Origin of the sequence: Runella rosea (assembly GCF_003325355.1) — a bacterium.
Lineage (GTDB): Bacteria > Bacteroidota > Bacteroidia > Cytophagales > Spirosomataceae > Runella > Runella rosea.
The window spans coordinates 1937927-1952587 of the sequence record NZ_CP030850.1 but is presented as its reverse complement, the minus strand read 5'-3'; the positions used below and the strand labels follow the sequence as shown (position 1 = coordinate 1952587).

9 protein-coding genes are annotated in these 14661 nt (G+C 43.1%); 4 read left to right on the top strand and 5 right to left on the bottom strand.

The window, feature by feature from the left end:
- Positions 1 to 17 precede the first annotated feature (17 nt).
- The 4 genes from DR864_RS08330 (at position 18) to DR864_RS08315 (ending at position 3463) form a co-directional block, all read left to right on the top strand.
- Entirely contained in the window at positions 18 to 461 is a 444-nt protein-coding gene (locus DR864_RS08330; protein WP_114066526.1) for a DoxX family protein, read from the top strand.
- Positions 462 to 500: 39 nt separating this feature from the next.
- Positions 501 to 1178, top strand: a complete 678-nt coding sequence (locus DR864_RS08325) for a GIN domain-containing protein (protein WP_114066525.1) — start codon at positions 501 to 503, stop codon at positions 1176 to 1178.
- Between the two features lie 102 nt (positions 1179 to 1280).
- On the top strand, positions 1281 to 2315 hold the full coding sequence (locus DR864_RS08320; protein ID WP_114066524.1) for a serine hydrolase domain-containing protein: 1035 nt from the start codon (positions 1281 to 1283) through the stop codon (positions 2313 to 2315).
- 8 nt (positions 2316 to 2323) lie between these two features.
- The gene (locus DR864_RS08315) at positions 2324 to 3463 is read left to right on the top strand and encodes a helix-turn-helix domain-containing protein (protein WP_114066523.1); all 1140 of its coding nucleotides are present in this window, start codon (positions 2324 to 2326) and stop codon (positions 3461 to 3463) included.
- Positions 3464 to 3499: 36 nt separating this feature from the next.
- Here the strand turns inward: DR864_RS08315 and DR864_RS08310 are convergent, their stop codons facing one another.
- From DR864_RS08310 to DR864_RS08290, 5 genes are all read right to left on the bottom strand, one after another.
- Positions 3500 to 6622, bottom strand: a complete 3123-nt coding sequence (locus DR864_RS08310; protein WP_114066522.1) for a leucine-rich repeat domain-containing protein — start codon at positions 6620 to 6622, stop codon at positions 3500 to 3502.
- The gene (locus tag DR864_RS08305; RefSeq protein WP_162793645.1) at positions 6619 to 7746 is read right to left on the bottom strand and encodes a hypothetical protein; all 1128 of its coding nucleotides are present in this window, start codon (positions 7744 to 7746) and stop codon (positions 6619 to 6621) included. The genes DR864_RS08310 and DR864_RS08305 overlap by 4 nt, the downstream gene beginning before the upstream one ends.
- Before the next feature lie 86 nt (positions 7747 to 7832).
- Entirely contained in the window at positions 7833 to 8864 is a 1032-nt protein-coding gene (locus tag DR864_RS08300) for an AAA family ATPase (RefSeq protein ID WP_114066520.1), read from the bottom strand.
- On the bottom strand, positions 8861 to 10786 hold the full coding sequence (locus DR864_RS08295; RefSeq protein ID WP_114066519.1) for a CHAT domain-containing protein: 1926 nt from the start codon (positions 10784 to 10786) through the stop codon (positions 8861 to 8863). Before DR864_RS08295 ends, DR864_RS08300 begins: the two co-directional genes overlap by 4 nt.
- Positions 10787 to 10789: 3 nt before the next feature.
- Entirely contained in the window at positions 10790 to 14656 is a 3867-nt protein-coding gene (locus tag DR864_RS08290; RefSeq protein ID WP_114066518.1) for a caspase family protein, read from the bottom strand.
- Positions 14657 to 14661 lie beyond the last annotated feature (5 nt).

Here is a 14661-nt window from a genome sequence, read left to right as displayed (position 1 = left end):
AAAACTCATTTACAGCCATGAAAACAGTACTCTCTAAAATCATCACGCCTGTTTATACCTCCACTTGGTATTCAGATTTATTATTGGCCATTCCACGCGTTGTAGGGTGCTATTTTCTTATGGTCAATTTTGGCGGCAGTAAGTTTCCTACTCCCGATTGGTTTGTAGAAGACGTATCTAAATTTGGTGGGATATTCGCGTTATTCCCTACTTTTTTTGCGTGGGCCGCAGTATTGGCGGAAACCTTTGGCGGGGCGCTGTTGGTGCTTGGTTTGGGTACACGTTTGGCAGGTTCTATTGTAGCTTGCACAATGTTGGTCGCTATTTTCTTCCAAAAATGGGGCGGAGAAGTGTGGGGAATGTTGCCTGCGATGGGCTTTCTCTGGATTTCACTCTACGCCATTGTGATGGGTTCGGGAAGGTTTGGTTTAGACCATTTCATATCTCAAAAATTTAAATAATAACATTCTCACTTATAAATCTTTAATCCAGTAATTGCCATGAAAAAGTTATTAATCATTATTGCTATTTTGAGTGCTGTATCCTGCTCTACACAAGCCCAGCGCGGGCCGTTAAAGGGCACGGGAAAAGTCGTTTCGAAGAGCTTCGATATTCGGGATTTTGACAAGATTAATCTGGAAGATTTGGATGGAAAGATTGAAGTGGAAATCGGCAAACCATTTTCCGTTAAAATCGAAATTGATGAAAATTTAGAGCCTTTATTGCAAGTCAGTAAAGAAGAAAAAGAGGGTGTGCTGACGATTGGTTTGAAGGGAAACTTCAACAACAAACTCTACGTGGAAGACACGCGCATAAAAGTAAAGGTGACTATGCCTGAGGCCTCCGTGGTTCAGCACCGTGGCAACAGCACTTTGCACGTTTCGGGGGTTGTCGGACGGTATTTTCGACTGGAAAATGCGGGGAACGGTGACGTCTTGCTGCAAGGGAGCATTGATGAACTCGATATCAAAAAGAACGGGAACGGAGAGGTAAAGGCGCAGAGCCTGGTGGCTAAAACGGCAAAAGTAAAAAGCTACGGGAATGGCAACGTGAGAGTAAATGTTCAAATATCGCTTACGGCGCACGGTTCGGGCAATAATAGCGTCATGCAATTTGGACCTGGGAGAATTGAACCTATTTCTGGGATAATCGGCAACGGAGAGGTTAGAAAAATGTAGTAGCAACATTCCGAAAGTAAAATATCACAGCCTCTTAAACCAAACTGGCTTTAAGTAGTTAATCAAGACATAAATACAGCTATTCATTCTCATCAGTGTCCTATGAAATTTCTCCTCAGCAGCTTTTTATTCCTTTCCTTTTCTGTTTTTTCGCAGAAATACGATGCCATCCTCAAAAAATATGATACGTTTAATGGGGTAGTTTTGGTAGCAAATCAAGGTAAGATTGAGTACCTGAAAGGTGTTGGCGTGGCTAATCGTCAGGAGGGCATCTTGATAAATCCACAAACGAAATTTCGGATATGCTCTATTACCAAAACATTTACGGCGGTCCTGATTTTACAACTGATGGAAGAAGGTAAACTCCAACTCGTCGACAAAATATCGAAGTATTTGCCTGATTATCAGGGAGAAGGGAAAGATAAGATAAACCTCCATCACTTGCTTACCTACAGCTCTGGTATCGAAAATCTCGACCAAAACAACGAAATCATGTACGCCCTTAAATGGCCGTTGGACAGCATCGTTCGAAAATATTGCTCAGGTAAATTGGTCAGTGAACCGGGCGCGCAGTTTAGCTACAAAAACGCAGACTATATCCTTTTGGGGAAAATCATCGAAGCCATTACTCAAAAACCTTTTGAGCAAGCTCTAAAAGAAAGGATTTTGGATAAAGTAAGATTAAAAAATAGTGGTTTATTATCGAACGGACAAATTGTAAAAGGTTTGACAAATAGCTATTTGTACGACTCAACAGCCAAGTCATTTATGAACGATGACCCTTACTGGATTGAAAATTTTTATGCTTCAGGGGCGATGTACTCGACGGCCGAGGACTTACTCAAGTTTGACCAAGCCATTTTTAAAAATCAATTGTTGTCAAAAACAAGTACGGAGTTAATGCTGAAATCCTATCCCGAATTGTGGTACGTGGCCTACGGTTTTTGGGTAAGCGAAAACACATTTGCGGATAGAAAAATTCGGTGTGCCGACCGTCAGGGCAGTATTTCTGGGAGTAATACTTCATGGTTACATCTGATTGACGAAAATAAAACGTTCATTATTTTCAGCAACACCGACGCCGTCAAGCTCAATGACTTAAGAACGGAACTGGTAGAAGCCTCTCTCGGAAAATAAAATTTGCGATGTCAATCTATCAAACGCCTCTACAATTCGGCTACTTTTTAGCGTTACTATTTGCGGTTTTACTTTGGTTGCGCGGTTGGCAGGAAGAGCGACTTTCTGACAAACTCTTGGGATGGGTTATGTTCTTTCTGGCCATGGAGATTCAGGATTATACCTTTGGTTTTTCGGGTATCAATATTCTTTGGGAAAAATTTGAGGGATTTCCGCGTTATTTTCATCTTGCCTTTGCGCCCACAATTTATTTTTACCTGAAAGCCCAAATCAACCGTGATTTTCGATTCAAAGCCGCCCATTTGTGGCATTATTCGTTTTATTCCATTTACTTTCTGGTTAATTTCGTGGTCTTTGTGCAGGGAAAAAAAACGGTGGATACCTTTCGAAGTTCAGAATTGGCGTATTGGTTGGGTTGGCTGGAGAGCCTTGCCATTTGGGGTTCGTACATTTATTATTTTTATCAATCGCTGCGTCTCTACAAAGAATACCGCCGTTGGGCCGAAACCCAATTTTCGGACACCGAGACCATTAGTTTTGTGTGGCTTCGCAATTTTATTTACCTCATCATTGCGGGGGAGGTATTCAAATTTGGCTGGTCTATTGCCGACCGCGTCTTGGGTGATTTGCCCTTTGAGCAGGATTGGTGGTGGCACCTGCTCACAGTGGCAATTATCTGCTATGTAGGCATAAAAGGATATACCCAGCATCAGCCCAACAAGTTGCTATTTCGGGGAAACCCCTTAGAAGTTAATGCGTTATCTTTGGAAAACGTGCCTTCTACGCCGATAAGCCTCCACCCAACCGTACCAAACAATGATTATTCGGAATGGAAACCTAAGATTGAACAACTGTTTAAAGAACAAAAGCTGTACCTTGAACCTGAACTTTCGTTGAGCGATTTGGCGACCAAACTCAAAACCAATACCTCCGTGTTGTCGGCGGCCATCAATCAAAATTTTGGCAAAAACTTCAATGATTTCGTCAACGAATACCGCGTGGAAGAAGTCAAGCGCTTACTCAAAGACCCTGCCAACGCGCATTTGTCGCTGTTGGGCGTAGCGCTGGAATGCGGCTTCAATTCCAAATCCACTTTCAATCGGGCCTTTAAGAAATTTACGGGGCAATCGCCCAAGGAGTTTGTGTAGGATTGAATTATTTGTCACGCTGTAAGCGTCTGATTTTCAGTATCGATAAAGCGTATAAAGGCCTTGGGAAGATGTTTCTGGTAACTTTAATATCATGTATTGAAAAGCCGAGGCAGCGTTTTTACTTTCCTGATATTCTGTATAAAAATAACGAACGGCATTGCTGGCTGTTTCTTCGTCCAATTCTCCTTCAAAAGCGATAATAGGCGAGTGTTTTTGTTGGTAGAGCAGCTCGGCTAATCGTTTGGAGTTACTGAAATTTAGGAAGAAAATAGTGCTGGTGGGGTATTCTAGGAAGAGTTTTGATAGTTTTTGAATTTCCTCTTCCGATAAGTTATTTTGAGGTATATGGACGATTAAAGGCCTGTAGGTCACAGATGGGAGGTGATATATAGCATCATAATTATTTTTTGAAGTGTTTAATATATCTATTGTATCTCCTAAAAGTTGGCTTATAGTATTCATCTCGCCAGTTTTGTTAGTCTCAAGAAATAATACAGCCTCGTCAGTCATATTAATTGTTTCTGTGAATGAAGTTAGTAAAAGTGTAGAAATATACTCCTTTAAGTTGTCCTTGTAAGCCTTGAACAGCAATACAGGTAAATTAATCACCGGATTCCCCCTAAAATCAAACAATCTCAATTTTGGCAACTCTTTTAAGGCCGATGGGATAATTTCAATGTGATTATTTTCCAACGAAATATCTTCCAGCGCAGGATGTTTGCACAGCCAATTGGGAAATTCAGTGATTTGCGCATCGTCTATTTTCAATACCCGAAGGTTGGGTAAATCGGATAGAAATAGAGGCAACGAAGTGATGGGGTTTTTGCTCGCAAACAGTTTTTCCAACGACCGAAATTGCGTCAGTCTTTCGGGAAGTTCAGAGAGTTTGTTGTTGTATAAATCAATGATTTTCAGTACTTCTAATTCCCATACAGCTTCGGGTAATTTTTCAAAGCCCATGCCACTTAAATCCAACTCCTGCGTTTGTTTGGCTTTTTCGATGCGCTCTTTCAATTCCTTTTCAAAGCCCAACGCCGCTAAATCCGTTATCCATTTATTAATGACAGGCTGCCAATCTTGATAATATTCTTCAATTTCTCGTTCCACTTCGGGTGCAAAATTGTATTTCTGAAAAAGGGCTTGGGATAAAGGCTGGCGTAAAGAAAAAACGGGATAATCTCTCAATGCTGTCTCACCACGGTCACAATCTTCCCACAGAATAGAGCAAACGACTTTGTACTCAAAACGTCTTAAATGATTGATAACAGGAGCGATAGCAGTGTGTCTTGTAAAATCATTGACTAAAGCGCGGTTAAGCACAAAAACGATAATGTGAGCATCTTGAAGTGACGACAGATCATCCTCAATTTCTTCCTGATAGCCCATGCTGTCTTTCAAGCCTGCCCGACTTGGAGCATAAAACAGACTGATGTCTTTGATTTCAACTTCATACGGCAAACTTTTGAGGTATTCCCTTCGGAAAAGAGGAATTTGCCGAACGCTCATTTCGGAAGAAATGCGAACGACTTTAAGTTTTTCGGCGCCTTTAAGTAGGGCGTATTTTTCGAGGATTGAATTGATATTGCCTACTGTCATTTCGGGACCAAATTCGTCAGCAATATCTTGGGCAGTTACTTTAATGGTTTTATTTTCACTGTTTGAATATCCACAAACTGCCAACAACTCGTGCCAATAAGTATCATAAAATAGACTATTCGCTAAGAATGTCAATGTAATTGCATTATAATGACCGAAGAGTTGAGGTGTTTGCTTGTAGTTGGCTTTTTTTATTTTTCGAAAACTCTCTCTAATCAGTTTTTGATAAGTAATAGGATAGTACTTATTTTCATCTAGTATACTTTGTAATGTAGCGGTAAGAAGCCCTTTCTTATCAACCTCCATTGATATTTCCCCATTCGCAGTTGCGGCCAGTAAAATGTGTTTTTCGTTATTCGTATCAATCCACCCCGAACTGCCTGCGTGAGTATCTAAAATTACGGTAACAAAGGGGTTCTGAGAACCAGTTTGTGAAATGAGTGACCTGAACTCATTTTCAGAAAGATAGCTTCCCTTTTGTGCGGCATCGGTATCGTAGGTAGCTAATAAATGGGGTAACTCTTTGTTGTAAGCGTGCCCGGAAAAGGTGAAAAACAAAGTATCATCAGCTTGTAGCTTGTTAAAAATATCCTGTAAAGCATTGATAATAGCTCTTTTTGTAGCTTTACTATTTGTCAAAGAAACTGTTGATTCACTCTGAAAACGTTCTTTTAACAAAAGTTGCCAAGACAAAACGTCATTAACGCAGCCATTAAATTGTTTGTTTAATAGTCCGTCATCATACTCATCAATCCCCACCAACACCGCATAAATCTTCCCCTTGGGCTGTTCAGCAGGAGCATTGATAGGTAAACTTTGCCAGATTTCTTTGGCGATAGGCACGTTAAATCCACCAGTGCGCGGGGCTTGGAGTAAATGAGCAATGGAGGAAAAAGTGGCTTTCGCTTCCGTAATTTCTCCTTTTTCGTATTGTTGGATGCCCTCGGCGATTTGAGCTAAATCCGATAGAGAATCGCGTTGGGCGGTTGTTACTGACCCCTTCTGGTTGGCCCATTGATTACGGTTTTTGACCCAACTTAACACATATTCAGCCATGATTTTGCTTCCGAGGTTGGTTTTTCGTTCTGAAAGCAACTTACCTAAAAATGCAGCTATTTTTTGAGGATTTAATATGACTTCTGCACTAATTCGCTGGGCTTCGGCAAAGGCTTCGGAAGGAACTTTGTCGCGACAAAAATCCAAATAGCGCAACGTAAACTCGGCCAATGAAGCAACCGTGTCGGGAGAAAGACTTTGCCAAAGTACGGCTCGCGCCTCGGGATACATTTCGTACAAATCATACCCAATCTCGTGGCATAAGGGCGAGAGCAGAATATCCCCCACAGCATTGATGGGAATGTCTACCGTTTCGCCCGTATCGGTTTGTCGAAAATTGAGCCAGATCTTGTAGAGCAAATCCGTTGTAAGTGCCACGGGAAAAGCCGCACAACGCGCCAGCCAAAGATGTTCGGGCGTGGCATACGTTTGTCCGAATGCATCCAGTCGCAAGCGGTCAGTTGGGTCGGAAAGGGGTGCTAAAAGGTCGGCGAGGGATTTCATAGCTCCAAAATCAGGCGTTTGAGATCGTCATTGTTGGGATACCGAACCGACACCAAAAAAGACAAATAATCGGACATCGTTCCCTGCGTTTGTCGCACGGGATTGAGCCAAACCAATCGTTGCGTGGTGTTCTTGAGGGTATTGATGAGCGGCAGGAATACCTGCAATCGTTCAGAATCAAAACGCCGTCGGGCGGCTCCACCGTCGCTGAAAATGAGGATGGCAGTATGCCTGTTGGACGCCTTCAAAATGGACGAAAGTGTTTTGATTTCGGTATGGGCACGGTTGGTAAATAGCTTAAAATCATCGCCTTCCTGCGATGGGTAATCATGAAAAAAATACTGTTCCGTTTGCCGAATATTGGGTGTATTTTTTACGATGTCGAGTAACTGTTTTTCCCACGGTTCAAAGGGAAGCATGGAGCCGCCGTGGTCAGAAAGCCAAACAATCTGCTGAACGCCAATACTTTCGCGCTGATAAATGAGCCGACTCACCATGCCTTCCTGCGCTACCTGCTGCACCAACGCGGGCACATCCAACACGGGAGTGTTTCGCTTTTGGGTGGGTACGCGCAACTTACGTAGCGTCTGGGACGCTTTACGAACCGTAAAAGGCAAATGTTTTTGCTCAGAAAACAAAAACGTTACTTCTTTGGCCGAGGGTAGTGGGGAGACTTCATTCGCGACATTTCCTTCCGAACTGCTATCAATATTGAGAGAAACTTCGACTGTTTCGTTGCTGAGTTCCGGAACAGGTGCGGAGAGTTGGGGCGTTTGTGTTAATGTGCTGTTTGAACTTGATTGTAATTCTTTGGCCGCTGATGGTGCTGCTTCCGGTTTACCCGCACCCGTTGGAGCTTTGATATGAATTGTTTCTTTCTTTTCAATCAAAAACTGCGCAGGGATTTGACGGTAATAATAGTCAAATAGTTGTTCAAATTCCTCCCGCAGTTCAGGCCGAAAAAGCCAAACTGTTTTACAAAAATTGAGTAACTGCTCTTTGGTTTCAAATTTTGACAGAATAAACCCGCGCATGAACAACTCATATTGTTCCCAGCCCAATTCCCAGCCACGGCTGCGCAGGGTTTGGAAGAAATCATAAAAGAGAGCGGTGGGTTTGGTCATTGTGGTTTTATGAGAGGTAATCGAACGTTGGTGAGAACTGGCCGTTTGGCGTTCCAAACCTCGCCGACGTTATTAGCGAGGCGAGATTAAATCGCTTTGTTGGTTTTATAATCGTCCAAGGTTTTGAGCAACACTTCTGGGAATAATAATTCGGAAGGAAGTGTCTCATTATTAGTTAGTTTGAGGCGTGTTTTATCAGTAAAATAGTAATAGTGAATCACGCGCAGCCAGTCCAGCAGCTCACTCGTGGAGGGGAGCTTATCCGTCGTTTGGCTCGCGGTCATTTTTTTTCTCAACTCGCCGAATTGTGAAATGATACTTTCAATCAAAGCATTGGGAAGGGCAATTTCAAACTGTTTTTCCTGCGCTTTGGCCTTGGCCGACACAATTTTAAACAAATCGTCCGGGCCAGGGAAATCAATGTAATGAAACACGCAACGCCGCAAAAAAGCGCTCGGCAGGTCTTTTTCGTCGTTGCTCGTAATGATGATAATGGGCGGTTTTTTGGCGGTAATCTCTTCGCGGGTTTCGGGGATAAAAAAACGCTTTTGGTCCAATTCCAACAGCAGATCATTGGGGAAATCCAGATCAGCTTTGTCAATTTCGTCAATCAAAAGCACGACGGGCGATTGTGGGGTAGAGTAGAGAAACGCCTTGCCCAATGCCCCGAATTTGCGGTATTTTCTAATGTCTTCGGTGGTCGGCGCGTCTCCTGATTTGATATTCAGGTTGGCATCGCGAAGCCGAGCCAGATGATCAAACTGATACAGCCCTTCGTTGACTTTGGTGGTAGATTTGATAAACCATTCAAAATAATACCGTCGGTAATTTCGTCCGTACATTTCATACGCAAGTGCCTGAGCCAGCCGGGTTTTTCCGCAGCCAGGCTCACCGCGTAACAGTAACGGACGATCTAACAATCGGGCATATTCGACGGCTGCAATCAATTCTTTGCTCGGAAAATAGGCAGGAATGACTTCTTCGATTCTTTCGTCTTTGCTGCTTTTTTCGGCGATTTTTTCCTCTAATTCCTCATTGCTCGGCAATTTGTACCGCAATTTGATGGTTTCATTTAGCTTCTCGCCTTGGTAAGAAAGTTTATTGTTAGGGAGTATCATGAGAGTTCAAGGGCTTTGGTGACGATGACGCTGTGGTCACAATTTAATGATTTACAGATTTCGATCATAGCCACTTTTCGTTGGGTTCCTACAATCTTATGTTTGTTGATAATCAGTTCTTTAAATCCTTTGTAGGTCGCTTCTTTGCTGAAATACCAGCCATTATATTCATTTTCTGAGAGAGGACTTACGGGCGATATTTTTTCAATCTGAACAGACGGCAAAGGTACAGGCGCTGGTACGGGTAGAGAAAAAGGTTCATAATTTAACGCAAAAATCATCAGTGGGTAATGTAAGGTGAAATTCCCCTTTTCGATGCGTTCTTGGTACGATTTTATCAATTCATTCCATAATTGGTCCAGAATGCACTGTTGATAAATGTCGAGTGTGGCCTGATTGACATTTTCAAAAACCAATACGAAGGGGTCTTTTTTATCCAAAATAGCATTTGCGCAGGTTTTCATCATTTCAGGATTGGCTACCACTTGAAGCAGATTCATGAGGGCTACTCCAAAAGAAAATGGGTCTTTTATACTCGGATTTTTCCCAACATTTAACACTTCTATTTTTATGTTTGAGCCAATTCCCATGCGTTTTTTTATGGTTTTAACCAATAATGTCTGTGCGCAATCGGTACTACCTTCGATGAGCGAAAAAAATAATTTGGGAATACCTGCCAAGTATGGCTTTTTCTCATTTTCAAAGTCTAAATCCTCCAGATCTTTACTTAGTATATCGGAAGAAAGGGAGAAGAAATTGGTTAAATCAGGAAGTAATATTATCTCAAATTTTTCAATAAGTGTTTGTAAATGAGAGGATTTGAGTAGTATTTCGCGAATAGTGTTTTCTTGAGTAAAAGTAGCTGCAATGTTCTGCGCGCTTGGAAGAAGCAAATTCGGAAAAATGCCTTGTTTAGTCAGAAACTTAACCGCCTGCGTTTGTGATTTATCAACGTTAATGAACAGGTGATTTTTGCTTTGCAAATGATTGGAAGCATCTTGATAAAGTTCTTCTAAATCGTACGGATAGTCTTCATTCAAAAAATGAGCAATGGTGTCAGCGGCGTTCCATTCAATCACAAAATCGTCGGAGGTACCCTCGTTGTCATCGCTGATTTCCCAAATTCCGTTGATAAGTACATTTAACTTTGGGTGGTTGGCATGACGTGCAAGTAATTCATAATACTCTTTTTGGGTTTTTCCGTACAAACAAAACACCTTCTTACGAGCATCATCTTGGGCGTTGCTCAATACTAATTTTTTTGCCGGAACCAGACACCAATTTTTATCTTCTTCTTTTGCATTTTCGTAATAAATATTCCACGCAAAATCTTGGTTTTCGTCTTCCCCTTTTCCGAGACCTCGGAAGTTAAAAGTGGACTTTAACGTTGATTTTTTTTGTTCCTGAAGGGCTTTAAAATGGTTAGAGGTTAAGGAAAAAGCATCTATAAGTGTTCGTCCTTTTTGCCCTGACAGTGCTTCATAAAAATAAGTTGCAATTTTTATGGCGTCTTCATTGTCAACACTTTCTGATGTGCCAATGACAACCGGTATTCCTGCTTCATGTAAATCCTTCGCTATTTCTTTCGATAGACAACTATTTAGGAAGACAAATTGAAGCTTTTGCGGTTTCAATAAATCGACCAATCTTGCCTTTGAAAGCTTTATAATTTGACCATCTTCTTCAATTTGAATTCCTTTTAAAGAAGAATGCCCAATGTAGTGGAATATCCGAATTTGATGAGAGTCTTCCGGTGAATTAAACTTTTTTTCTAAGTTTTGAAAAGTCAGGTTGGGTAAATACCTTACATCTACCTTCTTTGAGTCAAGCGAATCAAACAATCCACTTGTTTCCTTACTCATATCCAAAGGTTTTTCAGAAGAATAACCCAACCCAACCAGTACAGAAATTCGGTTTGACATACGTTAATTACCGGGAATTGTATTTGTCAACAAGTTATCAATTTTTTCCATAAAACGCCCTGCTACGGTTTGAAATCCGAACTTGTTGGGGTGGATTTCGTCATACCATTGGTCGTCATGAACGAGTCCACGGGCATTAATGTAATGCACATTTGAAAACTCAGCCGCTACGTCTTGCAGTCGGGAGTTAAATTCATCGATGATGTAGGTAATTACTGCTTTGCGGTCTTTTTGCTCGGTTATGCCTTTTTCAATCATGTAACGTCCGAGCCAGCCTTTTTTGGTCGTTTCGAGCGGGATGATGTAGTCGTAGCCGTGGCAGAGTACGTGAATATCGGGGCGAACGGCAAACAACTCGGTAAACATTTTTCGATAGACTTTTTTCAAGTCGTCGAGTTCTTGAATGAGAGAATGCTCAATGTACGCTTGCGCAGGAAGGCCCGTTGCGTGTGGCCCTTGCTTAATGTGGTCGCGGAATTGTTCGCCCAGTACGTCGTTACCACCTCCGCTGATAAGAAAAAAAGTCGGTTTTTTATCTTCAATTGCTTCGAGCCATTCGCCTTCAAAATCATAATTTTTGAGGGTGTCGCCTGCTGCTGCTACGCAAAAAATGGCGTAAGTTTTAGACAAATGGTCAATCGTGTCGATCACCAACGGGTGCTGAAACCACGAGTCTCCTTCGGACACGATTTTGGGCATATTGGGAAAACGCAAACGCATGATTCGGTACTTGGTGTTCCTGACGGTGCGGGCGGCTTTGTTAGCCACGTTGAGCAGGCCATCTTTGATGAAGCCTTTTTCGTCTAGATGCGCATCAGCATTGCGAAGCTGAACATCAGGTTTGAGCTGATAATCAGGTTGAAGGTTAAGCTTGGTTTCGACGTTGAAATAATTTCCTAGCGCATATTCAGCCAGATTTTCGTCTTCGAGCATGGCCTCCAGTTCGCTTTCGCGGACGGTGTTGTATTCGGGGTTTACAAATTCCAACTTCAGTTGTTGGGTTGTCCAAGCTGAGGCGTGGCTTTTGTCACTTTCTTCTTCTCCCAGCCCTAAGCTGCGCATTGTGGCTCTCTTTTTGAGCGTAAACGGTGTTGGCAGGCTCTCTAAATTAAGTTCTTCTACGTTTGAAAGGTCAGAGGTACTGACGATAAATTGCAGATACTCCACATTTTGGGGCCAATTGTACAACCGAACGAAGCTTTCCAAAAACATCGGAATCGTCGTGTTTCCTTTGTAAGAAAGTTGGGTCGAAGCGCCTGGGTCCAACGGCGTAACGGTGGGGTCTAACAATTCCAATGAAGCCCCAAATCGAGTATCCAAGTATACGCAGCAGAAGTACAGTTTTTGGCCGCTTTGGTTGGTTACTTTCACACTGACACCACCCTGCCATTTGTTATTTTTTAATTCATAATGCAGTTCGACGGTATTTTGATTTATGGCAATCGGTTGGCCGTTGGCGTCGGTTATTTCGATTTTCAGGGGATTGACCAATGCAGAATCATTGCGCAGATTTTTCAGAAAATGCCAGTTAGACAGGTGTTTAAAATCCTTGACCAACTGAAATGCAAAGGCTTCTGAGTCCAACACAATTGGCTCCACCAATGGACGGAACGTGTCCAACGGACGAGTCAGTACTGCGTAGCCGTTGCGCAGTGAAAGCGTGTAATCCGCGTTTTTCTCTTCGGTTTCCAATTTGACCTGATTCGGGATTTCGGTCAACAGCTTTTCAGTCAGCAGTTGGCTGTCGGTCAGGATGTTGTCTTCATTGTGTAAATGAATTTTGAGTTGGTGGCTCATTAATCCTTCGACGTACCCTTTGTAGGTTTTAGCGGTATCTAATTTGGCACTAGTCACGTTGTCAAAGGCTAGAACTGTGGTATCGACTTCAATGGATTTTACCTTGGCTTCGTAGGTTTTCGCACCGTCTTTTACGGTAATACTTTTAGTGTTTTGACCCATGCCATGAATAGCGCCGCGCTGCAATACCCAATTGCCGCCTCCGTCGCGGAGTATGTCGGCATACGTGCCGGCTTCGCCGCTGTCGGGTTTATTGAATACGTTGGTGTATGACAGCTTTTTGCGGTAGGCCGCTGGAATATACATAATGGGCGTTTGCTCAAAGGCATTGTTGAGCATCTGTTTCACGCGTCCGTGCAGCGCATAATAGGTAAGTTGTCCGCCCGAGGCTTCTAAGGTTTTGAGCAAATATTTTGTAAAAATCCCTTCCCCCCCTACTTCTACTGCGGTTTCGTCTGATTCACAGGCCGATAAACTTACGTGTGCCCCTGGCGGTAGGATTTTGTCTACGTGTTTTCCTTTGAAATCAGCGGCTTTTAACGACTTACTGAAAATGAAATTTTTCCAATCCCGTTGTGGGAAAACAAAAGGTACGCGTCGCTCGATGACCTCATCGTAGGTGGCTTTAAGAATGGCCTGATTGCGGGTGTTATCGCCTGAGTGACAACAATCCGACAGAATTACGACGTGGGCTTTGGTTTTTGAAACCTGTTGAATGAGGTAGCGCAACTCTTTGTCGGCCAATAAGTAATCATCTTTGTGCTGCCCGTCATAATAGCACACCAAGCACTCATGTTTGCCGTCAGATTCTTCCGTCCATACACTTGTATCGGCTTTTTCCTGCGTACCGTGACCCGAATAATAAAACAGCACCACGTCGTCCTTTTTGGCTTTGCCAAGTGCCAAAAATGCCTTTACTACTTCGGCTTTGGTGGCTTTTTGGTCGGTCAGTAGGGTGATGTTTTTGCTGCCGAAAGCAGTTTCATTTTCAAGGTATTGCCGCATCTTTTGGGCGTCGTTGACGCAGCCCCTCAAACGCGGAAAAATAACCCGCTTTTCCAACACCACTCGGTCTTCGTAGGCATTGATACCCACTAAAAGGGCATATAAATTGGGCTTGGGGGTTCCTTTATCCTCTTCGTCATTAAAATTGGAGCTGAAATCTTCAGGCGGGGCTACTTCTATACCTTTCGGTACTGCCATTTGGTTTTCGATTGCTTCTTCGCTAAAAAGCGTATCGCCTGTTTCTTCCCATTCAAGGGCTTCTTTTTTTATAAAAACAGGCTGGTAGGCGGCGGCCTGCACCCCCGTTATAACCTGTGTCCAATCAAAGGCGGGGCCGATGTCCCATTTGCCGCTTGTACGATAATTTACGTGCGAGACGATACCTTTAAAAGAAACTACATCCTGCGTTGGTAAATAGCGTTTGGACTCGTCCAAAAACTGGCGCGGGATGTTGTATTTTTTGGTCAAAAACCGCAGCAGTATCACCAAACTGTCGTATTGTTGGGGAGTATAAGAGGCGTAGTATCTTTGGTCACGAAAAGGCGTATTTAGCTTTTGATAGGCCTCTGTTTGGCTCAGGGGACAAAATAAATCTACCCGATTTGGGTTTTCGGGTGTACGCGAATAAATGGTTTCAAGGTTGCCGTTTCTTTCTACCAGATACCCATAATTGACGATTTCGATACCGATTGTCACTTTATCGCGGGCGTTGTTGGTACCTGCGTTGCCGATACCCGCCCCGATATGGCCTGACCAATATTTAGAGGGGAATAATTGGTAAATGGTCCCATCACGGGCCAGTACAAAGGCTACCGATACGTGGCGGTCTTGGGTGGTGAGGGCACTCATACCTCCGCTCAAATTTCCTGCGGTGAAGTGCAGGACAATCTGCTGTTTGGTGGGTGGCGGTTCGGGAGTATTGAAATACCCCGTTCGGTTTTTTGGTTTGCAAAGTACGCCTCGCAAAGTGAGGTCTTCGTCCACAACGGGTAAAGCAAAGGGCGTGAAGGTATAGCCTGTCTGATTTTTGAAGTTGGCTTCATCGGAGGCAAGGGTGTCGTAACGCATGGAAG